The following is a 24,759-nucleotide window of genomic DNA, read 5'->3' on the forward strand; positions in this document are numbered from 1 at the left end:
TGCATGTGCCGCACACGCAGGATCGAGGCAACCACCCTGCCCAGTACGGCAGTTGACGCCGCCGGGACCGGCTCGGGCAGGAGCTCTCAGCGCTTGGCGACGAAGACGTGCGAGGCGACATCCGCCTCCAGCTCCGCGGCCTCCCCGCTGCTGCCCACCAGGACACCACCCGGCGACTGCGTCACGCTGACCACCGAACCGGGCTGCACCCCCGCACGGCGCAGCGTGTACATCAGCTGCGCGTCCGTCTGGATCGGCTCGCCGATGCGCCGCACGACGACCGTCTTGCCGTCCGCGCCCGCGTCCAGATCGGCGAGCGAGACCATGCCCTCGTCCAGGAACGGGTCGGCCCCGTCCTTCTCGCCCAACTCCTCCAGGCCCGGGATCGGGTTCCCGTACGGCGACTCGGTCGGGTGCCGCAGCAGCTCCAGGACGCGCCGCTCCACGGCCTCACTCATCACGTGCTCCCAGCGACACGCCTCCGCGTGCACCTGCTCCCACTCCAGGCCGATCACGTCGACCAGCAGACACTCGGCGAGCCGGTGCTTGCGCATCACGCGCGTGGCGAGCCGGCGGCCCTCTTCGGTCAGCTCCAGGTGCCGGTCCGCGGCGACGGCGACGAGGCCGTCCCGCTCCATACGGGCCACGGTCTGGCTGACCGTCGGGCCGCTCTGGTCGAGCCGCTCGGCGATCCGGGCGCGCATGGGGACCACACCTTCCTCTTCGAGCTCGAGGATGGTGCGGAGGTACATCTCCGTGGTGTCGATCAGTCCGGACATACGTGCCCCTCGTGTAGCTCTCTGCTCCGCAGCAGCTCCGCTGGCTCGCCGCGTCGCTCGTGCGCCAGGACTCTGCTGCTGGGTCTCCGCGGCGTCGCGACGCCGCGGAGACCCAGCAGCAGAGTCCAGCCCTGCCGTCAATTCTGACGCATCCCACTGACAACCGTCCCGCGCCGCGGAAACAGCGGCCGGGCAAGGCCCAGGACCGTATTGACACGGCCCTGGTCCAGACCGCACCGTGATCCGCGACACCACGACTCTGGGGGCTACGCCGATGCGCGAGAGCAAGCCGGTCACGCAGTACCTCGACGCCGCGATCGGCCTGCTCCAGCGGGTCCGCGACGAGGAGACGGAGAACATCACCGCCGCGGGCACCCTGCTGGCCGACACCGTAGTCGCGGGCGGCCGCCTCTTCGCCTTCGGCGCAGGACACTCCTCGCTCGCCGCGCAGGACGTCGTCTACCGCGCGGGCAGCCTCGCCCTGATGAACCTGCTGGCCGTCCCCGGCGCCGTAGGCGTGGACGTCATGCCGGCCACCCTCGGCTCGGCCCTGGAGCGGGTCGAAGGACTGGCCGCCGCGGTCCTGGACTCCAGCCCCGCCACGGCGGGCGACGCCCTCGTCATCATCTCCCTCTCCGGCCGCAACGCGCTCCCCGTCGAAATGGCCATGAACGCCCGCGCGCTCGGCCTCAAGGTCATCGGCGTGACCTCCCTCGCGTACGCCACCGGACCCGACGCCCCGAAATCCCGGCACGTCTCCGGCACGTACCTGCGCGACCACTGCGACATCGTCCTCGACTCGAAGATCGAGGTGGGTGACGCCGAACTCCGCCACGACGGCGTCGACGCCCCCTTCGCCTCCGCCTCCACCGTCACCACCAGCGCCCTCATGCAGGCCACCCTCGCCACCTGCGCCACATCCCTCGCCGACCGCGGCATCCAGCCACCGCTGCTCCGCTCCGGCAACGTGGACGGCGGCCACGACTGGAACGCCAAGGTCTTCGCCGAGTACCGCGACCGCATCTTCTACCAGCACTGAGCAGCGCCCGTACGGAGACCCGGAGCGGCCCTCAGGCCCCGGCCGAACCGAGGGCCGCCAGGTCCACCAGAGCCGCGATCCGTACGGCCACGCTCTCCGCGTACATCGCGTCCCCGCGCTCGAACCCGGCCCGGCTGACGCCCCGCAGGAACGTCACCACCCCGAGCGTGCGACCCCGGCTGCGCAGCACCGCGCACAGCGCGTACACCGACCCCTCGGGCCACTGCCGGGCCGCCGCCCACTCCGCGGCACCGGCACCCGCAGGCTCCGGCACGGCGGCCCGCACCGAACCGGCCCGCTCCACGCACTGCACCGCCGGATGCCCCTCCCCGTACCGCACGGGCAGCGCGCCCCGCGTCACGAGCAGGCTGGGTCCCGGCGCGCCCGACGGCGTGGCGGCCGCGCGCACCAGGCGCAGCGGCTCCTCGTTCTCCACCAGGTCGATCACCGCGTGGTCGGCGAACCCGGCCAGCGCGAAATCCAGATGCACGGTCGCCGCCTCGGCCGGATCCTCGCACTCGGCGGCCGCCCGCGCCGCCCGGTGCAACTGATGCGCCCGGAACCGGAGCCCCGCCGCCTCCTGCTCGATCTGCTTGGCCTCGGTCACGTCCTGGAACAGCCATCCGACACCCAGCGGCACCGGCTCCTCGGCCAGCGGCGACGCCAGCCGTACGAACCCGCTCCGCCAGCACCGGCGCTCCTGCCGCACCCCGCTCTCGCCGGGCAGCCGCAGCGTCACCCACACCTCCGTGGGCGAGGGCGGCGCGCCCTCCGACAGCACATGGGCGAGGGCGCTCTCCAGCTCCTCCACGCCCTGGGAGATCAGATCCCCCAGCGGGCGCCCGAGCACCGCGCTGCGCCCGGAGTTCAGGGCCCGCGCGGCGTGCGCGTTCACCACGGCGGGCCGCAGATCGGCGTCGACCAGCACCACACCCCACGCGGCGTCCTCGAACAGCGCCTCGCTCAGTGCGATGGACCGCTCCAGATCGATCTGCGTATGCACCTCACTGAAGGCGCAGTACACCCCGGCAGGCTTGCCGTCGGGTGCCCGCACGGCAGCCGACTGCGTACGTACGAGAACCCGGCCCCCGTCCTTGGTCACGAGCGCGAACTCGTTCACCTGCCGCCCCGGGGCGTGCATCGCGGCCAGCAACCGCTCCTGCACCTCGTCCGCGTCGGCGGACCGCACGGCCCACCCCGCGAACCCGGTACGCCCGACGGCCTCCTCGGCCGACCAGCCCAGAATCCGCTCGGCCTCCCGATTCCAATGGGTCACCACCCCATCGGCGTCCAAGGCGCACAGCGCGGCATCCATCCCGTCCAGCAACGCGGCCAGCAGATCGGCCCCGTCCCGCTCGGGCTCATCGGGCCCGAGCGCATCGGTGGTCCCACTACGCCGGGAAGCACTCACCTGGCACCCCCTGCAGGCTGTGTCGGCGCTACGAATACCGCGCAGTCTCCGTACTGCTTCAGATCATTCAACTCGAACGTGACGCATCCCACACGGAGTTCGGTCAACTTTGCAGAATCCGACGAGATCACCCACCCAGCATGCCTCCTATGGCAACCACCCCGACGGCCGCCCCATCCGTCCGCCCCGAGTCGCAGGGGCTCGAAAACCGGTTGAGACCCGAGGTGTTGCTTCCTAGGCTGTGCACCACAGCAGAGAGGAGGTGGTTCGGAGCATGTATGAACACCGGACGTCTGAGGTGACTGCGGGCTAGCGGCCCGTCGTCGCGTCTCGAATACGGCGCCGGGCCAGCACGTGTGTTGTGCGTGCAGCCGGCCTTATTCCCAAGCAGTCACCCGACCCGCGAGCCGCCGGTACGTCCGGCCGGCTTCCGACCGTCTCGTACGGGAGGAACCATGGCTCGCGGGTCGCCTGCGTTCCGGCCCCGCGGGGCGCTCTCAGCCCTTGCTCACCGCCGCCAGGATCTCCGGCAGCCGCGCCGCCGTGCGCGGGGCCGCAAGGCGCACGCCGAAGTAGGCCGCTGCCGCGCCGTAGGCCGCGCCGACGGGCAGGAGGAGCCAGGTCCAGGCGTCCGCGCCCGAGGCGTGCAGGGTGATCGTTAGGGCGAGGACGGGGGCGCAGAGGAGGGCCGCGGCCACCATGCCGCCGAAGATGGCTATCCAGGCGAGACCGGCCTGGCCGGGGGCCACGTTCTTGTAGCCCTCCTGCGGGATCGAGTACGGGAAGCGGGCCGAGGACCAGGCGCCCGTCGCCAGCATGGCGCCGAGGAGCGCGAAGGACAGGCCCAGGACCTCGGGAAGGTCCGCCCAGGCGCCGAGCATCGCCGTGGTGACGACGGTGACGAGGGTGGCGTAGGGGAGGGTGATCAGGAGGAGCGCGAGGGCCCGCGCGCGCAGTTCCGCGTACGCGTCGCGGGGCGAGGCGATCGTCATCGCCACTGTCCAGAACGCGGACGTGTCCTGCCCGAACTGGTTGTACATCTGGATGCCGAGCATGCCGGAGGCGAAGCACGCGAAGTAGACGGAGCCGGTGCCCTGGAGGGCGTTGAGGACCGGGACGATCAGGCCGATGGCGAGGGACGTGATCCAGGCGGCCTTGGTCTTCGGGTCGCGCCAGACGTAGCGCAGGCTGCGTTCCATGACGGCGCCGGTGCGGCCGTCCGGGAGCAGGCGCCGGCCGCTGCCGGTGCGGCGGCGGACGGGTTCCGCGGCCTGGATCGTCGACCCGTCGGGGGACGTCATCAGGCGGGTCAGGGAGCGCCGCCAGCTGACGAGCAGCGCCGCCAACCCGCATGCGCAGAGCAGCAGTTGGGCCGCCGCGACGGCGTACGAGCCGCTGCTCGTGGCATCGACCGCGGCGATCGCCGACGCCGGGGGCACCCAGCGCAGCACGTCCGCCACGGGGTCGAGGGCCCCCACCCCGCCCGCCGAACCGAGGCGCTGCGCACCGAAGTTGACGAGCTGGGCGCCGATCGCGACGACGAGGCCGCTGAGGACGGCGAGGTCGCGGCCCTTGCGGCTGGTGAGCAGCCGGATGTTGGCGGCGGCGACGGCCCGGGCGAGCGCGACGCAGGTGAGGACGGCGAGGGGGACGGCCGGTACCGCGACGACCGTGGCCGCGGGCCCGCGCGCGGCCGCGTACGCCGCGCCGAACGTCAGGCAGAGCGTGAACAAGGGCCCGATGCCGACAAGGGAGGCCACGAGCAGCCCGCGTACCAGCGGGTCGGGGCGGAGCGGCAGCATCACGAGGCGGGTCGGGTCGAGGGTCTCGTCGCCGCTGGGGAAGAAGAGCGGCAGTACCGCCCAGCCGAGCGCGAGGAGGGCGGTGAGGAGGACGCCGACGGTTGCGGCGTGCGCGTTTCCGTGGAGGAGGACCAGGCCGAGCAGCTGGAGCGCCGCGATCAGCAGGACGACGGCGACCGAGGCGATGTAGGCGGCGCGCCGTCCGGCGGACTGGCGCAGGCCGTTGCGGAGGAGAGCGAGTTTGAGCTGGACGAGTACGCGGGTCATCGTCCGCCGCCCAGCCAGTCGAGGGTGGTGCCGTCGTTTCGGCCGCCCGCCCCGACCAGGTGCAGGAACGCCTGCTGGAGCGAGGCCGCGTCCCCCTGTACGTCGGCCAGGGGGCCCTGCGCCCGGATGCGGCCCGCCGCCATCACGGCGACCCAGTCGCAGAGCGATTCGACCAGTTCCATGACGTGGGAGGAGAAGACGACGGTCGCCCCGCCCCGGGTGAAGCGTTCCAGGACCCCGCGGATCGTCTGGGCCGACACCGGGTCGACGCCCTCGAACGGTTCGTCCAGGAAGAGCACTTCGGGGTTGTGCAGGAGCGCCGCGGCGAGGCCGATCTTCTTGCGCATGCCGGTCGAGTAGTCGACGACCAGTTTGTGCTGGGCCGAGGAGAGGTCGAGTACGTCCAGGAGCTGGGCCGCGCGCTTGTCGACCTCCGCGCCGGGCAGGCCGCGCAACCTGCCCGTGTACGCGAGGAGTTCACGCCCCGACAGCCGCTCGAAGAGCCGCAGGCCCTCGGGCAGGACGCCGATACGGGCCTTGACCTCGGCCGGGTCGGCCCAGACGTCGTGGCCCGCCACGTGCACGGTGCCGCGGTCGGGCCGCAGCAGCCCGGTGACCATGGACAGGGTGGTGGTCTTGCCGGCCCCGTTCGGACCGACGAGCCCGATGAACTTGCCCGCGGGCAGGACGAGTTCGATTCCCGCGACCGCGGTCTGCCGCCCGAAGGACTTCCAGAGGTCATGTACGCGTACGGCTGCTGTCTCCTCGGCCGAGGTCACCTGGGCCCGCTCCCTTCACCGGCGTTGTCGTGCGTCCGCGCACGATACGACGACCCTAGCCGCGGCCTTCCTCGCGCCCGCAGGCGTACGCGAGCGGGGAGATGAGCTCCTCCGCGTCGGGCAGCCAGCGGTTCGCCGCGGTGGGGCGGCAGGCCCACTGGGCCGCGCCCTGGCTGCCGAAGCGGGTGGGCGGCGCCGCCACGTACTGGCCCTCGCCGAGTGCCACCAGGTCCAGGGAGGCCGGCGGCCAGCCCAGCTTGCGGATGAGGTCGGGGACCTTGAGCGTCGCGCCGGGCAGCACGAAGAACTGCATGCGGCGGTCGGGGGTGCAGGTGACCGGGCCGAGCGTGAGCTCCATGCGCTCCATGCGGGCCAGCGCGAGGAACCCGGCGGTCTCGGGCACGTCGATCGCGTCGAACGTACGGCCCGTGGGCAGCAGGATCGACGCCTTCGGGTGCTTCGACCACATGCGGCGGGCCACCGTCGCGCTGCCGGTCGCCTGCGACGCCCAGTCGGGGCGCGCGGGGTGGGAGCCGGGCGTCGCGCACCGGACGTCGTCGCACGAGCAGCGCTGGACGCCCTCGTCGAATTCCAGCCAGGTGCCGGGGACCACGTCCCAGTGCCGCTCTTCCGCGTAGCGCACGGCCGTGTCGAGGAGGGATTCGCCGCGCTGCTGAGGGATCTGTCCGGCAGCGGTGACGGGTGAGGTGACGTCCGATGTGCCTGCGAGGGTCTCTTCCACGACGTTCTCAACTCCCGGCGCCATCTGGGGTTACGGGCGCACACAAGGGCGGGGCGGGAGCATCCTCCCCGCATGTGGGGCGCATGGATGCATGGGTGGGGGCGCGCATGCGAGGCGGCCGCGGGGGATGGGTAGTGCGGTGGGGGAACGACGGCGAGACCGGAGCAGAGGTCCACACGTGGCGACGCCACGCCGGGCGCGCACTTTCATACCCGTTTGTGGTGCATCTTCCGTTTCTCCGCCGGGCATTGATCCATCGACCGGCTGTCCATCGGCAGCCGGACACCGGGAGACGGGCACAGCAGGGGGTTAGCCATGGCCGCACGGCCACTCGTCGCGCGACAGCCCAACGAACGGCTGCAGGCACTCATCCAGGAGGCGGCTTGCTCGAACGCGGGTCTGGCCCGCCGGGTCAACATGTGCGGAGCGGAGCACGGTCTCGATCTGCGCTACGACAAGACGTCGGTGGCGCGCTGGCTGCGCGGACAGCAGCCGCGCGGCCGGGCACCCGCGATCATCGCCGAGGCGCTGGGCCGCAAGCTCGGCCGCACCGTGACGATCGACGAGATCGGCATGGCCAACGGGAAGAACCTCGCGTCCGGCGTCGGCCTGCAGTTCTCGCCGACCGTGCTCGGCGCCATCGAGCAGGTGTGTGAGCTGTGGCGAAGTGACGTAGGGCGACGGGACTTCCTGTCCGGGTCCTCGGTGGCGGCGTCCGCGCTCGTCGAGCCCAGCCGTGACTGGCTGATCTCCGGGCCGGATTCGCAGGTCGCGCGGGCCGCGGGGCCGCGCGTCGGCCCGTCGGACGTGGCGGCGGTGCAGGCGATGACGCAGGCGCTGACCGACCTCGACCACCAGTACGGCAGCGGGCATGTGCGCCCGGTGGTCGTGCATTACCTGAACAGTGTGGTCAGCGGGCTGCTCGCCGGTTCGTACCGGGAGGCGGTGGGGCGTGAACTGTTCGCCGCCGTCGCCCGGTTGACGGAGCTCGCCGGATACATGGCCGTCGACACCGGGCAGCCGGGCCTCGCCCAGCGCTACTACATCCAGGCACTCAGACTTGCCCAGGCGGCGGGGGACCGCGGTTACGGCGGGTACGTACTGGCCGCGTCCATGAGCCACTTGGCGGCGCAGCTCGGCAATCCGCGCGAGATCGCCCAGCTCGCCCGCGCGGCTCAGGAGGGGGCGCGCGGACGTGTGACGCCGCGCGCGGAGGCGATGTTCCACGCCGCCGAAGCGCGCGGCCACGCTCTTCTCGGGGACGCCAGGTCCGCCCAGGACGCCTCCGGCAAGGCGGTCGCCGCGCTGGAGCGAGCCGAGGGGCGGCCCGATTCCGGGGACGACCCGGTGTGGATCGGCCATTTTGACCGCGCCTATCTGGCCGATGAACTCGCGCACTGCCACCGGGATCTGGGGCAGTCGCGCGACGCCGCGCGATGTGCGCAGGAGTCGCTCGCCGGGCACCCGGAGTCGCGGGCCAGGCGGCGTGCGATCGGGCTCGTCCTGCTGGCCACGGCACAGGTGCAGCAGCGCGAGGTGGAGCAGGCCTGCCATACGGGATACCGGGCCGTGGAGCTGCTCGGCACGCTGCGTTCCAACCGGGGCGCGGAGTATCTGGAGGACTTCAGAGAACGGCTGGAACCGTTCCGGGAGGAGCCTGTGGTGCGGGAGTTCGGGGCGCGGGTGGAGCTGCAGGCCGCGTAAATCGATGGACGAGGGACGAAAGCCGGGGGCAGGGCGCGTAATCAGCGCCCGACAGCCTTGTTTTGTTACTCCCGTCACGGGGGAGGCTCCCGGGTTTTGAGGTGCGTAGCACGGGCGTACGGGGACCCGGTAGCGTGAGCCGACGATTCCGAAGGTCCCCCATACGTAGGAGTCCCGGTGACCCAGCAGCGCGGACAGGGCGAAGATCCGCATCTCCCCGCGGCACGGCAGGCGCATGAAGGCGTCGTGCTGCCCGCGGACGGCGGAGAGCCCCTGTTGCCGGGCACGTTCGGCGACCAGGCAGGACCCGCGGGCGCTTCCCCGTGGGGCCAGCCGTGGGGGCCCGAGTCCCAGCAGGCACAGGCCGCGGGGCCGATGCCGACGTACGAGTGGGGGCAGCCGCAGCAGGCGGGCGCCCCGCTGCCGCCGCAGACGCAGCCCCAGCCGCTGCCGCCCCGGCACGGCGCCGCGGCCCCGCTGCCGCCCGCCGCGCCCACCGGCTACGACGGGTCGCACGGCGGCGCTTACGGCGCCGCGTACGCCGGTTCCTTCGACGGCGACGCCACGCAGTACATCGCGCCGGTCGCGGAGCCGCAGTCGCAGCCGCTGCCTCAGCAGCAGTACCAGCAGCCCCAGCAGTACGGAGCCGCTCCGCTGCCGCCCGAGGCGCCCGTCGCGGACGCCACGCAGTTCCTGGGGCGCGCGGTACGGCAGCCGATGCCGGGGGCGCTGCCCGACGCGGTACCGGGGGGCCCGGACAGCGAGGCGACCCAGTACATACCGCCGGTGCCCGCGCAGCCGTCGGCGCCGCAGGGTGCGCCCTACGACATCCGCCCCGGCGCGCCGGGCGAGCGGCAGCCGCCGGCCGAGTTCGACGCCCTGTTCCGTACGGAGCAGCCGGAGGGCGAGGCCGCGTCGACGCAGCAGATGCCGCGCTTCGACCCGCACGCCCAGCAGCACGCCCCGGGCGGGCGCGGGCCCCAGACCCCGCCTCCGCCGCAGCAGTCGTACGAGCCGGAGCCGTCGCGCCGCAAGGCCCGCACCGGTTCGAAGGTGCCGCTGATCGCCGCGATCGGGGTCGGACTGCTCATCGTCGGTGTGGGCGCGGGCGCCCTGCTCAGCGGCGGTGACGACGACAAGAAGGCCGACTCCACCAAGACCGTCTCGGACTCCGCGCCCGCGGCCTCGGACCAGTCGTCGCCGGCCGCCGACCCGGCGAAGGCGCAGGCCGTCGCCCTCGACAAGCTGCTCGCCGACTCCAACAACAGCCGCGAGGCCGTCGTCGGGGCCGTCGCCAACATCGGCGGCTGCAAGGAGCTCGGCCCGGCCTCCCAGGCGCTGCGGGACGCCGCGACCCAGCGCACCAACCTGGTGACCCGTCTCAACGGCCTCGCCATGGACCAGCTCCCCGGCAACGCCGAGCTGAAGGAGGCGCTCACCCAGGCGTGGAAGGCGTCCGCGTCGGCGGACAGCCACTACGCGGCGTGGGGCGACCAGGCGGCCGGGAAGAAGGGCTGCCACAAGGGGCACGCCAAGGTGACAGGACAGCGCCACGCGGGCGACTCGTCCAGCGGGACGGCCTCCACCCAGAAGACGAAGGCCGCAGGCCTGTGGAACCAGATCGCCACGAAGTACGGGCTGACCCAGCGGACAGCCGTACAGCTGTGAGCGGGCGGTCGTAGTGCGGGGCGCCCTGCTCAGGGCGCCTTCGCCAGCGTGTCCATCACGTCGACCAGGCCCGTGCGGGTCGCGACGAGACGGCCCTGCCGCACCTTCTGGAAGGCGACCCGGGCGTTGACCAGGCGGGGGAAGTCGCCGGCCGCGGACATGTGGTCGTAGCCCCAGCGCAGCGTCGGCGTGAGGCCGCCGGTGGTCACCTCCCTGCCCTTGTCGAGGAAGATCTGCAGGGCGCGCGCGGTCACCTCGGCGTCGCCGAGCTTCTCGATGACCTGTTTCAGGACGGTGTACGCGATCCAGGTGGTCTGCACGCCCGCGTCCGCCGGGTCGATCCTGTTGTCGCCGAAGGCCTGCTCGCTGATGGCCTTGCGCATCGGCTTCCAGCGCGCGTCGTCGGCCGCCGGGTACCAGCCCGTGACGTACGCGCCCTCGTAGGGGCTGCTCGCGCCGCCGGTGCGGTTGATGACGGTCTGGTCGACGCTGCCGAGGACGGTGGCGGTGCGGACCGCCGGATAGTCCGCGCGCAGCCGCCGGAACGCGTCGAAGAAATTGTCCGTACGGTCCCCGAGGACGGCCGCGACGCAGCCGTTGCCGCCGGGGTCGGCGCTCGCGGTGGCCAGCGCCCGGCGGGCCTGGCCGCCGAAGTCGGTGGCGTTCTCCGGGGCGCGCAGGTCGGTGGCGGCGGGGCGGTCGCGCAGGGCGAGGCCGGTGTTCAGCAGGGTCGGGAGTTCGTCGCCGGTGATGGTGTCGGGGCGGATCAGGACGGTGCGGCCGCAGTCGGCGGCGAGCTGCTCGCCGTTGCCCGCGAGGAGGGCGGCCTGGCCGCCGTTGACCGGGTAGGAGAGCGGGCTGGTGAACTCCGCGTCGCTCACGCCGTAGCCCCCGATGTAGGGGATGCCGGCGGACTCCAGCGGCGAGAGGAACGCGCGGCCGTGCTGGCTGTAGGAGCCGACGACGGCGACGGCGTGCTGGTCGACGGCCGTGCGGGCGCACTTCGCGGCGGCGACGCTGTCGTTGTGGTCGTTGCAGGTGAGGACCTTCAGCTTGCGGCCGCCGATGCCGCCGTGGGCGTTGACCCAGCGCGCGTACGCCCGGGCCATGGCCGGCATGCCGGGCATGTTCGTCGCGTCGGTCTTCTCCGGGGCCCAGGTCATCACGGTGACCGTGCCGTCCCCCGAGCTCTCGGTGGCCCCGGGGACCAGTCCGCAGCCGGTCACCAGGGCAGCACCCGTGACGACGGCAGCGATACGGAAGGTGCCTCTGATGGTGGTGTGACGCCGACCGGTCATGGTCCCGCACGATTCCCCCGCATCCCGAACCGCCGAGTGACCCGGGGTCGACGTGTGGTGACGCGCAGGTGAATTACGGGGGGTGGTCGGGGCGCCGGAGCCCGGCACGTACGATCGATGACCGTGCAAAGCTCGGAGAACTCTTCCCGTCGCGGCCGTCGCTCCACAAAGATGGACGGCATGCCACTCAACGACATGCCGTGGTGGCGCTGGCGCAGCAATGTGCGCTCCGCGCTGCACATGCTCTCCGACCCCTCGTTCCAGCGAAACGTCTGGCTGGCCGGTGTGGACGGGTACGGGGACGTGACCGATGCCGTCTACCGCCTGGTCGAGGACACCTGGCTGGACAACTGGTCCGCCGAGAAATACGTCGGAACGATATTCAGGGACGCGCAGGAGGCGGCCCTGGTCGATGCCGCCGTGCTGCGGGTCCTGCGGATCATGCACCAGGTCGGTCCCGACGCGCACGTCTCCGTCTACCTGGACGATCCGGGATGGCCGGAGGCCGTACAGGCGGCCTGGGACGCGCACGTGCGGCTCGCCACGAGCGACGGTGACGATCCCGGGGCGCCGCCCCAGACCCTCGAAGTGCTGCGGATCGTGACGCGGGCCGCGTAGGTCCGGCCCGGTCTGGCGTAGGTCCGGAACAGAGGGATGTGCGAACCTTTTCGCATGAACGCGTCCGCGCCTGTCGCCACCGGCCCCGAGCAGTACGTCCTCACCCTCTCCTGCCCCGACAAGCAGGGCATCGTGCACGCCGTGTCGAGCTACCTCTTCATGACCGGCTGCAACATCGAGGACAGTCAGCAGTTCGGTGACCACGACACGGGACTGTTCTTCATGCGCGTCCACTTCAGCGCGGAAGCCCCCGTCACCGCGGAGAAGCTGCGCGCCAGTTTCGCCGCGATCGGCGACTCGTTCCAGATGGACTGGCAGATCCACCGGGCCTCGGACCGGATGAAGATCGTCCTGATGGTCAGCAAGTTCGGCCACTGCCTGAACGACCTCCTCTTCCGGGCGCGGATCGGCGCGCTGCCCGTCGACATCGCCGCCGTGGTCTCCAACCACCGGGACTTCGCCGAGCTCGTCGGCTCGTACGACATTCCCTTCCACCACATCCCGGTCACCAAGGAGACCAAGGCGATGGCCGAGCAGCAGGTCATCGACCTGGTGCGGGACGAGGGGGTCGAGCTGGTCGTGCTCGCCCGGTACATGCAGGTCCTCTCGGACGACCTGTGCAAGCAGCTGAGCGGGCGGATCATCAACATCCACCACTCGTTCCTGCCGAGCTTCAAGGGCGCGAAGCCGTATCACCAGGCGCACGCCCGGGGCGTGAAGCTGATCGGGGCGACCGCGCACTACGTGACCGCCGACCTCGACGAGGGGCCGATCATCGAGCAGGAGGTCGAGCGGGTCGGGCACGGTGTCACGCCCGATCAGCTGGTGGCGCTCGGGCGCGACGTCGAGTGCCAGGCGCTGGCGCGGGCCGTCAAGTGGCATGCGGAGCGGCGTATTTTGCTGAACGGGCGGCGGACGGTCGTCTTCGCGTAGCCCGTCGCCGGGGGGCGGGTCTCTCCGTGGGTTTCCGGGTGCGGGCCGGTGGGGGCTCGTCGCGCAGTTCCCCGCGCCCCTATGGAGCATGCGGCTCCGCCGCAGCCCCATAGGGGCGCGCTACGCACGCCTATGAAATGGCGCACGCAGTGCGCATTTCAGGGGCGCGGGGCCGTATCGATCAGCGGCTCCGCCGCGGGGCGCGACCAGCCCCCACCGGCCGGCACTTGGCAACGGCTCACATCCGGCTCAGCGCCGCCGTCGCCGACAGGACGTCCCTGATCGCCTCCCGGTCACCCAGCTGCCCCGCCGCGGCCTCGTCCGGCGAGACGTGGCCGGCGGCGAGGCGGCAGAACTCCACCCCGTCCAGGGCGACATGGGCGACCTCCCGCCCGGTGGAGCCGCCGTCGAGCGCGATCAGCCATTCGCCGCCACCTGCCCCCTCGACCTCCAGGCGCAGACTGCGGCCGGGCGCACCGGCGGCAGCCGCACCGCGCGCGGCGAGCGAGCCGGGGAGCATCCGGGCGGCGAGGTCGATCATGCGGTTGAGGTGGCGCGGGGCCGGCGGCTCGTACGGGTAGTCCACCGCGTCGGCGATGTCACCGGCGTGGATCCAGCACTCGAAGGCCCGGTCGATCATGGCGTCGCGCAGGGCCAGGTCGAAGTCGCCGTAGGAGATCGGGAGTTGGCCCGATCCCGCGGCGCCCGGCGCGTCCGACCTGGCGAAGGAGACCGTGCGGATCAGTGCGTGGGACTGGTCCCGCCAGGGCGCGCGCACGGCGCGGGTCGGCGGGTAGTACGACGCCTTCCAGTACGCCTCCGTGCGGGCGGCGGGGCCGAGGGTGTCCTGGGTGGGCGGCCCGAGGGGGTCGTCGAGGCCGAGGGCGCGGGCGATCAGGCCGTCGACGCTGGTGAGGTGGGCGATCACCCCGGCGACGGTGGTCCTGCGGCTGACCTGCTCCTCGTGCTCGTACCAGCGCAGGCGCACCGGCGCGTGCCACTCGCCGTCGCCGATGTCCTGGAGCAGCGCGTCGAGGCGGGCGGTCTCGGCGTCGTACGGGGTGGCCCAGCCGGGGACGGGGATGCGCGCCGGGCGTCGGGTGAGGCAGCCCTCCAGGACGCGGGAGCGCAGCAGCGGGTCGAGGTCGAGGGTCTCCTCGGCGTGCAGCAGGCCGACGGCGTCACGCAGCCGCAGCCCCTCCTCGGCGCAGGTGCCGCAGTCGACCAGGTGCTCGTCGACGGCCGCGGACTCCTCGGGGGAGCAGGCGGCGAGCGCCCAGGCGCCGAGCAGCGACTTGAGGACGCGGTGGTCGAGGGAGAGACGCTCGGGCGCGGGCAGACCGGGAAGGGGGCGTCCGGTGTCCTCGACGGAGACGCGGGGTCCCGGTATGCGCGGCGCGTCCGCCGGACCGCCGGCGTGCTGCCCGCCCTCCGGTTCGTCGTCGAAGGGATCGAAGCGCCCTGGCCCGTGGGTCCCGCTCACGCCGGCCTCCCGTACCGGCCTGGCGGTGTGCCGCTGTCGTGCGCCGTGGACAGCAGTTGCAGGCCGAGGCGGAGGCGGCGGCGCGCCTCGTCCTCGGTGACGCCGAGGTCGGCGGCGGTCTGGCGGTAGTCACGGCGCTGGAAGTAGGCGAGCTCCAGGGCGGCGCGCAGTGGGGCGGGCATCGACGTCACGATGTAGTCGGCGCGGGCCGCGGCGGAGGCGCGGCGCACCTTGCGCTCCAGATCCTCGGTGGTGCCGAGGCCGCTGCGTACGAGGGCGGCGGACTCGGTCTGGCGCAGCCGCTGGACGGCCTGGTGGTGGGCGAGCGTGGCGACGAAGGAGCGCAGGGGGCCCTGCTTGGGGTCGTAGGAGTCGGGGTTCTCCCAGATGCGGGTGAAGACCTCGCGGGTGATCTGGTCGGCTGCGTCCTCGTCGTCCAGAACGCGATGGGCCAGTCCGTGCACCAGGGACGCGAACCGGTCGTACAGCTCGCCGAGCGCGGCGGCCTCCCCGTGCGCGAGGCGCTGCTGCATCCTCCGGTCCCAGCGGGACGGAGTGTCCTTGGGCATGGGGCCCCCTCACCGACCGCCCGTACTCCTGAACTGCGTAACTCTCGAACCGCGTGCTTCCTACTCGAATGTAGTCCGCGGGGCCGACAACGCACGACCCTTTGCCGCATTGTGCTTTCCGGTGTGGCTGTGGGTGACAAAGAGCAAGCGGATCCGGTTCGTTCCGACCCCAACTCCCTGACCGGAAATGCTCGAATGCGACCGGCCAGGTCTTAACCAGGCCATATGTGATAGGTCTGCAGGGGTTGTTTCAGCGCGGTGCGGCCGGGCAGCCGCGCAGTGCAAGCGTAGTGACAGGTTCCGGATCATGAGTGAGAGGAGGCGCGGCGAGTGACGCTCAGGGTGACCGAATCAGGACGGGGCGACTGGGCTGTCGTGCGGGTGTCGGGCGAGATGGACCTCGTGACCTCCCCGGCGCTGCGCCAGCAGGTCCACGAAGCGGTCGCCGACGGCCGCCGCAGCGTCGTGCTCGACCTCTCCGACGTGCTGTTCTGCGACTCCAGCGGCGTCGGTGTGCTCATAGCCGCCCGCCGTCTGATGCGCTCCTGCCAGGGCCGGCTCCGGGTGATCCTGCCGGCCAAGGGCGCGGAGGACGGCTCGCACGTGAACCGGGTGCTCGCCGCCCTCGGCGTCCGCCGCCTCTTCGAGGTGTACCCGGACGTCGCGGCCGCGGTGGACGACGAGGCGGAGCCGCTGTCGGCCTGACAGGGAGACGCCGGGCCACCTCCTTGTCCCGGAAATCCTCCGGTCCTGCCACGAACGTCGCACTTGTGGCCCTGAGTGCCGCCGTCCGACGTACGCTCCCAGGCGTAGGACCCACCGATGCGAGAGGCGGCTCAAAAGCATGGACGAGCGGAGGATCGCGGCCCGGTTCGCCGGCTTCGACCAGGACGGCAACGGATACATCGACCGTGAGGACTTCTACGTAGCGGCGAAGGCGCTGCTCGCCGAGTTCGGCACGACGGCCCGCTGCGACAAGGGGCAGGCGCTGTTCGCCGGGGCCGAGGCGTTCTGGCAGGGCATGGCCGGGATCGCGGACGTGGACGGGGACCAGCGGGTGACCCGGGGCGAGTTCGTGACCGGGGCCGTGAAGCGGCTGCGGGACAGCCCGGAGCGGTTCGCCGAGATCGCGCGGCCGTTCCTGCGCGGTGCCATCGCGCTGGCGGACCCGGAGGGCACCGGACTCGGCCCGGACGCGGCGGAGCGTGTGCTGAGAGTGCTGGGAGTCGAGGCGGAGGTCGCCGCGGAGGCGGCCGCGGCGCTGGACACGGACGGGGACGGGCGGATCTCGGAGGAAGAGGTCGTGCAGGGTTTCGCGCGGTACTTCACCGTCCCGGACTGAGCCCGCCGGCAGGGCCCGTCATCCCCCGTCATCCCCCGTCAACCTCCGTCCGTGTAACGCTCCCGCAGCTTGTACTTGAGGACTTTGCGCAGCGTCTCGTTGCGGGGGAGGGCGTTCAGGATCTCGAGCCGCTCGGGCAGCTTGAACGTGGTCAGGCCCTGCTCCCGCAGATACGCCGTGACCGCGTCCAGTGTCAACGGGCCGGTGCCCGGCCGGAGTTCGAGGACCGCGCAGACCCGCTCCCCGCGCTCCGCGTCGGGCAGGCCGACGACCGCCGCGTCCTGGACCGCGGGGTGCCGGTGCAGCAGGTCCTCGATCTCCTTGGCGGAGATGTTCTCGCCCTTGCGGATGATGATGTCCTTGGCCCGGCCCGTGAGGACCAGATGGCCACTGGCCAGTACATGGCCGAGGTCGCCCGTGATCAGGAAGCCGTCCGCGTCGAAGGCGTCCGCGCTCTGCCGCGGGTCCAGATAGCCCTGGCAGACCGCCTCCCCGCGCAGCCGCACGGCGCCGTCGACCCCGGCGGGCACCTGCTCGCCGCCTCCGTCCGGGTCGACGATCCGGATCTCCATGCCCTCGGGCGGTCGGCCCTCCGTCGTCGCCAGATGGTGCGCCGTGTCGTCCGGCGCCCCCATGGTGATCATCGGCACCTCGGTCATGCCGTACCCGTGGGTGAGCTGGACGGCCATCTCGCGCACCACGGCGTGGTAGATCTCGGGCGGCTTCGGGGCGCCGCCGCCCGCCAGCAGACGCAGCGTCGGGATCAACTTCCGGTCCGGGTCCTTGCGTTGCTCGGTGAGAAACATCGAGTAGAACGCCGTCGACCCGCCCGCCACCGTGACCCCGTGCCGCCGGTACTCCGCCAGTGCGTCCGGCAGGGCGAACTGCTCGAACATCACCGCCGGGAACCCGTACAGGAGCAGCATCACCGTGTAGTCGGGGCCCGCGATGTGCGCGTACGGGAAGGCCATGGAGCCGACGTCCGACCCGGACAGGTGCAGCGCGTGGGCCAGGCAGGAACCGCCCGCGATGAGCGAACGGTCGGTGTGCAGCACGCCCTTGGGGTCGGAGGTCGTCCCGGAGGTCCAGTAGATCCAGCGGACCGACGTGCCGTCGGCGGGCGGGGGCGGGAGGACCGACGGATCGGCCTCGGGCAGGTTCTCGTACGCCTCGAAGACGCCGCGCGCGCCGAGCCGACGGGCCATCTCGGTGTGATCGAAGCCGCGCCACACTCCTGGCGTCGCGAAGAACTCGGCCTTGGACTCCCGCAGCGCGAAGCCGACTTCGCGGTCACGGTAGAACGGGATGACCGGGGTCTGCACGGCGCCGATCCGGGCGAGCGCGAAGGTGAGCAGGGCCGTCTCGATGCGCGTGGGCAGTTGCCAGGCGATCACGGTGCCCGGGCGGACGCCGCGCTCGTACAGGGCGGCCGCCACCCGCTCGGCCCGGTTGCGCAACTCGCCGAAGGTCAGCGCCCGTTCGCCCTGCAGCAGGACCGGGCGGTCGGGGGTGAGCGCGGCCCGGCGCTCCACCAGCTCCCAGAGCGTGCGGGACGCGCCCAGGGCGTGTGCGGTGCTCTGCGTCATTGCCGTGACCCCCGATGAGTACCCGAGTGACATCCCGCCACCTGACGATGCGTCAGATCCAGGAACGAGCGTAGGTCCCTGCTCCTTGTCGGTCCAGAGGTGCGGAGCTAGCCTGCACCTGACGAGCCATCAGATGTGGTCATGGGATGCGGTGGAGGGGCGGGGTGCGCGGATGGACCTCACGTACACCGAGGAGGAAGAGGAGTTCCGGGCGCGGCTGCGGACGTGGCTCGCAGGCGTGCTGCCGACGCTGCCGGCGAAGCCGTCGCCCGACGACTGGCCGGGGCGGCGCGCGTACGACACGGGCTGGCAGCGCAGGCTCTACGACGCCGGGTACGGGGACGTCCACTGGGACGCCTCGCCGACCACCCGGCTGCTCTTCCTGGAGGAGACGGAGAAGGCGGGCGCGCCGTACGTGGGCGCGAACTTCGTCGGCCTGCTGCACGCGGGACCGACCGTCGCGGCCGAGGGCAGCGAACGGCAGCGGGCCCGCTGGCTGGCACCCATCCTGCGCGGCGACGAGGTGTGGTGCCAGGGGTTCAGCGAGCCGGACGCGGGCTCCGATCTCGCGGCTCTGCGTACGCGCGCGGTGCGCGAAGGCGACACGTACGTGATCAACGGCTCCAAGATCTGGACCTCGCACGCCGAGGTCGCCGACTGGTGCGAGCTGCTCGTGCGCACCGACCCGGACGCGCCCAAACACCGCGGCATCTCATGGCTCGCCCTGCCGATGGACACACCGGGGATCACCGTGCGCCCGCTGCGCACGCTCGCCGGGTCGACGGAGTTCGCCGAGATGTTCCTCGACGACGTGACCGTGCCGGTCGGCAACCGGGTCGGCGACGAGAACGACGGATGGCGCGTCACGATGGTGACCCTGTCGTTCGAGCGCGGGACCGCCTTCGTCGGCGAGGTCGTCGCCTGTCGGCGCGTCCTCGGCGAACTGGCGGCGCACGCGCGCAAGAGCGGACGCTGGGACGACGCGGTGCTGCGCCGCGAACTCGCTCTGCTGTCCGCCGAGTTCAGCGCCCTGTGGCGGCTCACGCAGTGGAACGTGAGCGAGGCGCAGGCGAGCGGCGGGGTGCCGGGGGTGGGCGGCTCGGTCTTCAAGCTGCGGTACTCGCACGCACGGCAGCGGCTCTACGACGTCGCGGCCCGGGTCCTCGGCCCCGCCGGGGCGCTGGACACCCGCCATGAGTGGACGCTCGACCGGCTGTCGTCGCTGTCGTACACGATCGCGGCCGGTACGTCGCAGATCCAGCGCAACATCGTCGCCGAGCGCATTCTCGGACTGCCCAGAGGGCCGAAGGGAGGCCGCTGACCATGCACTTCCAACTGACGGACGAACAGCGGGCGTTGCGGGACGGGACGCGGGACCTGCTGGCCGGGCGGTTCGGCCGGGACGCCCTGCGCGGCGCGGTGGAACGGCCCGAGGTCGACCGGGCGCTGTGGCGGGAGCTCGGGGCGGCGGGCCTGTTCTCGCTGTGCCTGCCGGAGGCGGCGGGCGGCATCGGGCTCGGCCTGCCGGAGGCCGTCGTGGTGTTCGAGGAGTGCGGGCGTGCGCTGCTGCCGGGGCCCCTGGTGGCCACGTTCCTCGCGGCCGGGGACGTGCCGGGTGCGGCATCCGGCGAGGCGGTCGTGACCCGCCCGTTCGGCGGGCTCGTGCCCTGGCTGGACGCGGCCGACGTGGTGCGCGGGGAGACGGCGGGCGCCGAGCCGCTCACGTCGGTCGACCCCCTCACCCCGCTGCACAGGGTGCCCGGCGACCAGCGGCAGACCACGGCCGCGGCGACCCTCCTGTACGCCGCGGAACAGCTCGGCTCGGCCGGCCGCACTCTTGAGACGGCCGTCCAACACGCCCGGGACCGCGAGCAGTTCGGGCAGCCCGTCGGCGCGTTCCAGGCCGTCAAGCACCTGTGCGCCGAGATGCTCGTACGGGTGGAGGTGGCCCGCGCCGCCGTCTACGCCGCTTCCGTCACCCGGGACCCGGTCGAGATCGCGGCAGCCGAACTGCTCGCCGACGAGGCCGCCGTCCAGGGCGCCCGCGACTGCCTCCAGGTGCACGGCGGCATGGGGTTCACGTGGGAGGCCGACGTCCATCTGCACCTGAAGCGGGCCTGGGTGCGGGCCGAGTTGGGCGGCAGCGCGCGGGCCGCCGAGGACGTGCTCGCCGCCGCCCTGTGAGAGTCCGGACGATGCCATGAGCGAGGGCGTCCGGCAAGGTGCGCGGCACAGCGTGGTGAAGGGTGTCCGGAGAGGTCTACGCACAGTGACCGTGCGTCGATACCGGGTTGTGTCCTTCGGGAGGCTCGTCACGGCGCGGAGTCGGCATCCGGCTCCGGTACCTTGTGGCAGATGCGAGTGGTGCTGAACCCGAGCGAAGGTGCCGGGGTTGCCTCCGAGGCGGCTCCCGGACCGGGGATGTGCGCCGCTCGCAGTGCAGGGCGGAGTGTCACGCCCGCCTGTTCGACCCCCCGCGAGACGCGTCGCACAGTATGCCGTACGCGTACTCCTTCGCGCTGGAATATGCCCGAAGCGCTTGTTGGGGTGACTGTACGTCAACCATGCTGTGCAGCAACGGGATCACGGACCGTGATCCCTGGCAGTGTCCAGGATGGTCAGTGGCGCGAGGCGACGTGTCCGCCGGTTCGGATGGTGTGAGCGGTGCAGGTGCTTCAGGTTCAGTTGGAGGTCGGGGCCGACCCCGCAGAGGTGGGGCGGGCCCGGAGGTGGGTGCGCTCGCGCCTAGCCGGTTCGGGCATACAGGCCGACGAGTCGCTCGCCGAGACGCTGATCCTGCTCGTCTCCGAACTGGTCACCAACGCGGTGGTGCACACCGGTCATCCGGCCGTGCTCCGCATGGTGCTGCCCGGCGTCCAGGAGCAGTGTCCGGGGACCGTGCGTGTGGAGGTGGCCGACGCCAGTGACCGTCCACCGGCGCCCAGGCACGCGGCCGGCGAGGAGACGAACGGGCGCGGTCTGGAACTGGTCGACGGGCTCGCCGACCGCTGGGGCTGGCGCCCCGAGGGTGCGGGCAAGGCGATCTGGTGCGAGATCGACCGCTGTGCCGCGTCCGGAGCCGGGGAAGTCCCCGTGTACGACGGAGTGGCCTTCGAGGCGGTGTGATGTCGGCGCGGCCCTGGCGACCCACGCGGCTCGGGCGGTTCAGGTGTGAATGCGCCGGGCCCACCCCCGCCCGGTGCTTCCGTGCGCGCCCCGAACAATAGGCGCATTAAAGGCAAATACCCGGACGGCGGTTGACGCGGAGTGTCCGTTTGATCACGCTTGTAGTCAGCGATTCGCTGTGAGGGGACGTCGAGGGCCCTTGTGACGGGGGTCCTCGACGAAATCCGGATCGTCGCCGTGGGGGTGGGGTTCGCTGCCGATTGCGGCTCGTGGCCGCTCCTCGCGCAGCTCCCGCGCCCCTTGAGGCGCCGCCTCCTTCGCCGGGTTCGCCGGGTTCGCCGAGTTCGCCGAGATCGCCGAGATCGTCGAGCTCAGAGCGCCGCGACCGGTGCCACCGGGGTGCCCGTCGCTCCCACGAAGGGCTCGGGCATCGCCGAGAGCAGGAACGTGTAGCGGCCTTCTTCTCCACAGGCTGTGGACAAACTTTCCAGATTCCAGTTCTGGCCCTGCAGCATGCCCATCTCCACGAGGTCGAGCGCGTGCACCGGAAGCCATAGGTTCTCGATCTCCGGCGGGAAGATCTCGAAGGTCAGGGTGTCGTTCGCGACCGCCGCCACGTCGCGGGCGTGGAACCACTCCGGGGTGCGGACGGACAGGCCGGGCGACGGATAGCCGTACCCGTGCTTGTCGCCGGTCAGATACACCTGCACCTGGCCCGTCCGCACCAGCACGATGTCGCCCGCGCGGACCGTGACGCGGCCGAACTCCGCCGCCCCGTCCAGGTCTTCGGGCGTCACGGCGTGGTCGCCGGGCAGCCGGTCGAGGCCCTTCGCCGCCGCCACGTCGAGCAGAACACCGCGCGAGACGATGTACGGGGCCTTGTCGATGCCGCTGAACTCGGCGCCGCCATGGGCCGTGATGGTGTCCGCCGGGCGGCCGTTGTAGAGGCGGCCCGAGTGCGAGACATGGGTGAGCGCGTCCCAGTGGGTGGCCGCCTGCAGGCCCATCGTCACCGCGTCGTCGCTGGTGGCGACCGTGTCCGGGCCGAAGATCTGCTGGTTGATCTGGACCATGGTGTGGAACGGGTTGATGCGGCCCGGGATCAGGCCCACCTGTACCCCGTCCTCCTTGAGGGGCAGCGCGAGGGGGACACGGCGGCCCGTACGGACCTCGGTGGCGGCCTCGCGGACCACCTCGTCCGTGATCAGGTTCAGGGTGCCGATCTCGTCGGCCGTACCCCAACGCCCCCAGTTGTTCACGCGTTTGGCGATGTCGTGGAACTCGGCGGGCAGCGGCATCGGAGCCTCCCGGGTCTTGTGTTCCGGTATCTGACGGGTCGTAGAATCCGAACCCGAGAGAAATCTAACGGGTCGTCAGAAACTGCGGGAAGGGGCCGGGCGTGGGGAACTTCTTGGCTGGCAAGGTCGTCGCCGTGACGGGGGCGGGACGCGGCATCGGACGCGCGGTGGCACTGGCGTGCGCCGCAGAGGGCGCGAAGGTTGTCGTCAACGACTACGGGGTCTCCATGGAGGGCTCCGAGCCCACGTCCGAAGTGGCCCTGGGGGTGGTGAAGGAGATCGAGGCCGCGGGGGGCGCCGCCGTGGCCGTGGCCGACGACGTGTCGACCATGGCCGGCGGGCAGCGGATCGTGGACACGGCCGTGGCGGAGTTCGGGCGGCTCGACGGAGTGGTGTGCGTCGCCGGGATCCTGCGGGAACGGATGCTCTTCAACATGTCCGAGGAGGAGTGGGATCCGGTCGTCGCCACTCATCTGAAGGGGACGTTCACCGTCTTCCGGGCGGCCTCCGCCGTCATGCGCAAACAGGGCTCGGGAACTCTGGTCGGGTTCACGAGCGGGAACCATCAGGGTTCCGTCGCGCAGGCCAACTACAGCGCCGCCAAGGGAGGGATCATCTCGCTGGTGCGCAGCGCCGCCCTGGGGTTGCACAAGTACGGGGTCACCGCCAACGCCGTGGCGCCCGTCGCCCGTACCCGGATGTCGGCGAACGTACCGATGGAGCTCAAGGAGATCGGGGAGCCGGAGGACGTCGCGGCCCTGGTCGTCTACCTGCTGAGCGAGCGGGCCCGCGCCGAGAGGATCACCGGGCAGGTGTACACCGTGGCCGGGCCGAAGATCGCCGTGTGGGCGCAGCCGCGCGAGCTGCGGGCCGGGTACGCGGCGGACGGGCCGTGGACGCCCGAGCGGATCGCCGACTTCCTGCCCGGGACGGTCGGCGTCGATCCGATGCCGATGCTCGCGGTGCTGGAGGAGATGGCGCGGGCCGCCGCCGCCAAGGAGCGACCCAATCAGTGATCAGTCGTCGCGGTCTGGTGATCGGTTCTGGTCGGCGGCTTTCAAGTGGGCGGTGGCGAAATGGAGTTCGGGCTCGGGGTTGAGGACGACGTCTTTCGGCGCGAGGCCAGGGAGTGGCTGGAGGCTCATCTCGTCGGGCGGTTCGCGGCGGTCGTGGGGCGGGGCGGGCCCGGTAGCGAACATGTGGCGGCCGGTGAACGGCGGGCCTGGGAAGAGGAGTTGGGGAGCGGCGGGTGGATCGGTCTTGGGTGGGGTGATGGCTCGTACGGCAACCGTGTCGCCACGTTGACCCAGCAGGTCGTGTGGGCCGAGGAGTACGCCCGGGTGCGGGCCCCGGGCCGGTACGGGCACATCGGCGAGAACCTGCTCGCTCCTACGTTGCTCGCGTACGGCAGCGACGAGCAGCGGCGGCGCTTCCTGCCGCCCATCGCGCGCGGGGAGGAACTGTGGTGCCAGGGGTACAGCGAGCCGGGCGCCGGGTCGGACCTCGCCTCGCTGCGGACCGCCGCCGAGCGGGGCGGGGACGGGCGGTGGCGCGTCACCGGGCAGAAGGTGTGGACGTCACTGGCCCACGAGGCCGACTGGTGCTTCGTGCTCGCGCGGACCGAGGCGGGGTCGCGGCGGCACCGGGGGCTGTCGTTCCTGCTGGTGCCGATGGATCAGCCGGGGCGTATCGACGTACGGCCGATCCGGCAGCTGACCGGGACGAGCGAGTTCAACGAGGTGTTCTTCGACGGGGCCGTCGCGGCCGATGTCGTGGGGGAGGCGGGGGGTGGATGGACGGTTGCCATGGGGCTGCTCGGGTTTGAGCGGGGGGTGTCGACCCTGGCCCAACAGGTCGGATTCGAGGAGGAGTTGCGGGGTGTGGTGAGCCGTGCGGTGGAGTCGGGGGCCGTGGGTGATCCGGTGGTCGCCGGGGACATCGTGCGGTTGTGGGCCGAGTTGCGGATCATGCGGTGGAACGCGCTGCGGACCCTGGGAGGCGCGCCGGATGCCGTGCGGGGCGGGGCGCCGAGCGTCGCCAAGCTGCTGTGGGGCGGGTGGCACCAGCGGCTCGGGGCGCTCGCTCTGCGGGTGCGCGGCGCCGGCGGGGCGGTCGGGCCGGGGGACTGGTCGGCCGAGTCCCCGTACGAGCTCGATGAACAGCAGCGGCTGTTCCTGTTCAGCCGGGCCGACACCGTCTACGGCGGGTCGGACGAGATTCAGCGGAACATCATCGCCGAGCGTGTGCTCGGCCTGCCCAGGGAGGCGTAGGTCATGAGTGGGTTGCGTGGGTCGAGCGGGTCGAGCGGGCTGAGT

22 protein-coding genes are annotated in these 24,759 nt (G+C 72.0%); 12 read left to right on the plus strand and 10 right to left on the minus strand.

The features are described from left to right. Positions 1 to 86: 86 nt before the first annotated feature. Complete coding sequence (locus ACIREE_RS06530) at positions 87 to 779, minus strand: metal-dependent transcriptional regulator (protein WP_404147189.1); 693 nt, start codon at positions 777 to 779, stop codon at positions 87 to 89. A 274-nt stretch (positions 780 to 1,053) separates the two neighbouring features. On the opposite strand from ACIREE_RS06530, the gene ACIREE_RS06535 reads away from it, so the two are divergent. After that, complete coding sequence (locus ACIREE_RS06535; protein WP_404147191.1) at positions 1,054 to 1,818, plus strand: SIS domain-containing protein; 765 nt, start codon at positions 1,054 to 1,056, stop codon at positions 1,816 to 1,818. A gap of 31 nt (positions 1,819 to 1,849) precedes the next feature. On the opposite strand, the gene ACIREE_RS06540 is transcribed toward ACIREE_RS06535, so the two are convergent. The 4 genes from ACIREE_RS06540 to ACIREE_RS06555 form a co-directional block, all read right to left on the minus strand. Beyond that, complete coding sequence (locus ACIREE_RS06540) at positions 1,850 to 3,229, minus strand: PAS domain-containing protein (RefSeq protein WP_404147193.1); 1,380 nt, start codon at positions 3,227 to 3,229, stop codon at positions 1,850 to 1,852. Positions 3,230 to 3,726: 497 nt separating this feature from the next. Then, complete coding sequence (locus ACIREE_RS06545) at positions 3,727 to 5,298, minus strand: transporter (RefSeq protein WP_404147196.1); 1,572 nt, start codon at positions 5,296 to 5,298, stop codon at positions 3,727 to 3,729. Beyond that, positions 5,295 to 6,077, minus strand: a complete 783-nt coding sequence (locus tag ACIREE_RS06550) for an ABC transporter ATP-binding protein (protein WP_404147198.1) — start codon at positions 6,075 to 6,077, stop codon at positions 5,295 to 5,297. Before ACIREE_RS06550 ends, ACIREE_RS06545 begins: the two co-directional genes overlap by 4 nt. Before the next feature lie 55 nt (positions 6,078 to 6,132). Further along, on the minus strand, positions 6,133 to 6,819 hold the full coding sequence (locus tag ACIREE_RS06555; RefSeq protein WP_404147201.1) for a bifunctional DNA primase/polymerase: 687 nt from the start codon (positions 6,817 to 6,819) through the stop codon (positions 6,133 to 6,135). A gap of 315 nt (positions 6,820 to 7,134) precedes the next feature. On the opposite strand from ACIREE_RS06555, the gene ACIREE_RS06560 reads away from it, so the two are divergent. After that, positions 7,135 to 8,523, plus strand: a complete 1,389-nt coding sequence (locus ACIREE_RS06560; RefSeq protein WP_404147203.1) for a transcriptional regulator — start codon at positions 7,135 to 7,137, stop codon at positions 8,521 to 8,523. Between the two features lie 177 nt (positions 8,524 to 8,700). Beyond that, complete coding sequence (locus ACIREE_RS06565; protein ID WP_404147206.1) at positions 8,701 to 10,191, plus strand: hypothetical protein; 1,491 nt, start codon at positions 8,701 to 8,703, stop codon at positions 10,189 to 10,191. A gap of 29 nt (positions 10,192 to 10,220) precedes the next feature. Here ACIREE_RS06565 and ACIREE_RS06570 read toward each other — a convergent pair whose 3' ends face one another. Further along, positions 10,221 to 11,489, minus strand: coding sequence for an ABC transporter substrate-binding protein (locus ACIREE_RS06570; RefSeq protein WP_404147209.1), 1,269 nt, complete (start codon positions 11,487 to 11,489; stop codon positions 10,221 to 10,223). Between the two features lie 117 nt (positions 11,490 to 11,606). Between ACIREE_RS06570 and ACIREE_RS06575 the strand changes: the two genes are divergently transcribed. Next, positions 11,607 to 12,107 carry a hypothetical protein gene (locus tag ACIREE_RS06575; protein ID WP_404147212.1) on the plus strand — a complete coding sequence of 167 codons (501 nt, stop codon included), beginning with the start codon at positions 11,607 to 11,609 and terminating at the stop codon, positions 12,105 to 12,107. Positions 12,108 to 12,161: 54 nt separating this feature from the next. Next, positions 12,162 to 13,040 carry a formyltetrahydrofolate deformylase gene (gene purU / locus ACIREE_RS06580; RefSeq protein ID WP_404147214.1) on the plus strand — a complete coding sequence of 293 codons (879 nt, stop codon included), beginning with the start codon at positions 12,162 to 12,164 and terminating at the stop codon, positions 13,038 to 13,040. Positions 13,041 to 13,278: 238 nt separating this feature from the next. Here the strand turns inward: purU and ACIREE_RS06585 are convergent, their stop codons facing one another. Together ACIREE_RS06585 and ACIREE_RS06590 are read right to left on the minus strand one after the other, a co-directional pair. Further along, the gene (locus tag ACIREE_RS06585) at positions 13,279 to 14,523 is read right to left on the minus strand and encodes a maleylpyruvate isomerase N-terminal domain-containing protein (RefSeq protein WP_404147217.1); all 1,245 of its coding nucleotides are present in this window, start codon (positions 14,521 to 14,523) and stop codon (positions 13,279 to 13,281) included. Next, positions 14,520 to 15,092, minus strand: coding sequence for a sigma-70 family RNA polymerase sigma factor (locus ACIREE_RS06590; RefSeq protein WP_404147220.1), 573 nt, complete (start codon positions 15,090 to 15,092; stop codon positions 14,520 to 14,522). Before ACIREE_RS06590 ends, ACIREE_RS06585 begins: the two co-directional genes overlap by 4 nt. A gap of 330 nt (positions 15,093 to 15,422) precedes the next feature. Between ACIREE_RS06590 and ACIREE_RS06595 the strand changes: the two genes are divergently transcribed. Both ACIREE_RS06595 and ACIREE_RS06600 read left to right on the plus strand, forming a co-directional pair. Beyond that, complete coding sequence (locus ACIREE_RS06595) at positions 15,423 to 15,797, plus strand: STAS domain-containing protein (protein WP_404147223.1); 375 nt, start codon at positions 15,423 to 15,425, stop codon at positions 15,795 to 15,797. Between the two features lie 139 nt (positions 15,798 to 15,936). Continuing rightward, on the plus strand, positions 15,937 to 16,434 hold the full coding sequence (locus ACIREE_RS06600; RefSeq protein ID WP_404147226.1) for an EF-hand domain-containing protein: 498 nt from the start codon (positions 15,937 to 15,939) through the stop codon (positions 16,432 to 16,434). Between the two features lie 38 nt (positions 16,435 to 16,472). Here the strand turns inward: ACIREE_RS06600 and ACIREE_RS06605 are convergent, their stop codons facing one another. Next, the gene (locus ACIREE_RS06605; protein WP_404147229.1) at positions 16,473 to 18,020 is read right to left on the minus strand and encodes a class I adenylate-forming enzyme family protein; all 1,548 of its coding nucleotides are present in this window, start codon (positions 18,018 to 18,020) and stop codon (positions 16,473 to 16,475) included. Between the two features lie 172 nt (positions 18,021 to 18,192). Here ACIREE_RS06605 and ACIREE_RS06610 point away from each other — a divergent pair, with 172 nt between their 5' ends. From ACIREE_RS06610 to ACIREE_RS06620, 3 genes are all read left to right on the plus strand, one after another. After that, positions 18,193 to 19,341, plus strand: coding sequence for an acyl-CoA dehydrogenase family protein (locus tag ACIREE_RS06610; RefSeq protein ID WP_404147232.1), 1,149 nt, complete (start codon positions 18,193 to 18,195; stop codon positions 19,339 to 19,341). A 2-nt stretch (positions 19,342 to 19,343) separates the two neighbouring features. Further along, a complete protein-coding gene (locus ACIREE_RS06615) occupies positions 19,344 to 20,204 on the plus strand; it encodes an acyl-CoA dehydrogenase family protein (protein WP_404147235.1) in 861 nt (286 codons plus the stop codon). Positions 20,205 to 20,684: 480 nt separating this feature from the next. Then, on the plus strand, positions 20,685 to 21,146 hold the full coding sequence (locus ACIREE_RS06620) for an ATP-binding protein (RefSeq protein WP_404147237.1): 462 nt from the start codon (positions 20,685 to 20,687) through the stop codon (positions 21,144 to 21,146). 371 nt (positions 21,147 to 21,517) lie between these two features. Here the strand turns inward: ACIREE_RS06620 and ACIREE_RS06625 are convergent, their stop codons facing one another. Further along, positions 21,518 to 22,444, minus strand: a complete 927-nt coding sequence (locus tag ACIREE_RS06625; protein ID WP_404147239.1) for a cyclase family protein — start codon at positions 22,442 to 22,444, stop codon at positions 21,518 to 21,520. A gap of 101 nt (positions 22,445 to 22,545) precedes the next feature. Between ACIREE_RS06625 and ACIREE_RS06630 the strand changes: the two genes are divergently transcribed. Both ACIREE_RS06630 and ACIREE_RS06635 read left to right on the plus strand, forming a co-directional pair. Continuing rightward, a complete protein-coding gene (locus ACIREE_RS06630; RefSeq protein ID WP_404147241.1) occupies positions 22,546 to 23,460 on the plus strand; it encodes an SDR family oxidoreductase in 915 nt (304 codons plus the stop codon). A gap of 60 nt (positions 23,461 to 23,520) precedes the next feature. After that, positions 23,521 to 24,714, plus strand: coding sequence for an acyl-CoA dehydrogenase family protein (locus tag ACIREE_RS06635; RefSeq protein ID WP_404147244.1), 1,194 nt, complete (start codon positions 23,521 to 23,523; stop codon positions 24,712 to 24,714). Positions 24,715 to 24,759 lie beyond the last annotated feature (45 nt).

Source organism: Streptomyces sp. NPDC102467, from assembly GCF_044765445.1.
Lineage (GTDB): Bacteria > Actinomycetota > Actinomycetes > Streptomycetales > Streptomycetaceae > Streptomyces.

Coding starts and splice junctions, on each gene's coding strand:
- ACIREE_RS06530 (WP_404147189.1), bottom strand. CDS start 779: ATGTCCGGACTGATCGACACCACGGAGATGTACCTCCGCACCATCCTC.
- ACIREE_RS06535 (WP_404147191.1), top strand. CDS start 1,054: ATGCGCGAGAGCAAGCCGGTCACGCAGTACCTCGACGCCGCGATCGGC.
- ACIREE_RS06545 (WP_404147196.1), bottom strand. CDS start 5,298: ATGACCCGCGTACTCGTCCAGCTCAAACTCGCTCTCCTCCGCAACGGC.
- ACIREE_RS06560 (WP_404147203.1), top strand. CDS start 7,135: ATGGCCGCACGGCCACTCGTCGCGCGACAGCCCAACGAACGGCTGCAG.
- ACIREE_RS06570 (WP_404147209.1), bottom strand. CDS start 11,489: ATGACCGGTCGGCGTCACACCACCATCAGAGGCACCTTCCGTATCGCT.
- ACIREE_RS06575 (WP_404147212.1), top strand. CDS start 11,607: ATGACCGTGCAAAGCTCGGAGAACTCTTCCCGTCGCGGCCGTCGCTCC.
- purU (WP_404147214.1), top strand. CDS start 12,162: ATGAACGCGTCCGCGCCTGTCGCCACCGGCCCCGAGCAGTACGTCCTC.
- ACIREE_RS06590 (WP_404147220.1), bottom strand. CDS start 15,092: ATGCCCAAGGACACTCCGTCCCGCTGGGACCGGAGGATGCAGCAGCGC.
- ACIREE_RS06600 (WP_404147226.1), top strand. CDS start 15,937: ATGGACGAGCGGAGGATCGCGGCCCGGTTCGCCGGCTTCGACCAGGAC.
- ACIREE_RS06605 (WP_404147229.1), bottom strand. CDS start 18,020: ATGACGCAGAGCACCGCACACGCCCTGGGCGCGTCCCGCACGCTCTGG.
- ACIREE_RS06610 (WP_404147232.1), top strand. CDS start 18,193: ATGGACCTCACGTACACCGAGGAGGAAGAGGAGTTCCGGGCGCGGCTG.
- ACIREE_RS06615 (WP_404147235.1), top strand. CDS start 19,344: ATGCACTTCCAACTGACGGACGAACAGCGGGCGTTGCGGGACGGGACG.
- ACIREE_RS06625 (WP_404147239.1), bottom strand. CDS start 22,444: ATGCCGCTGCCCGCCGAGTTCCACGACATCGCCAAACGCGTGAACAAC.
- ACIREE_RS06635 (WP_404147244.1), top strand. CDS start 23,521: ATGGAGTTCGGGCTCGGGGTTGAGGACGACGTCTTTCGGCGCGAGGCC.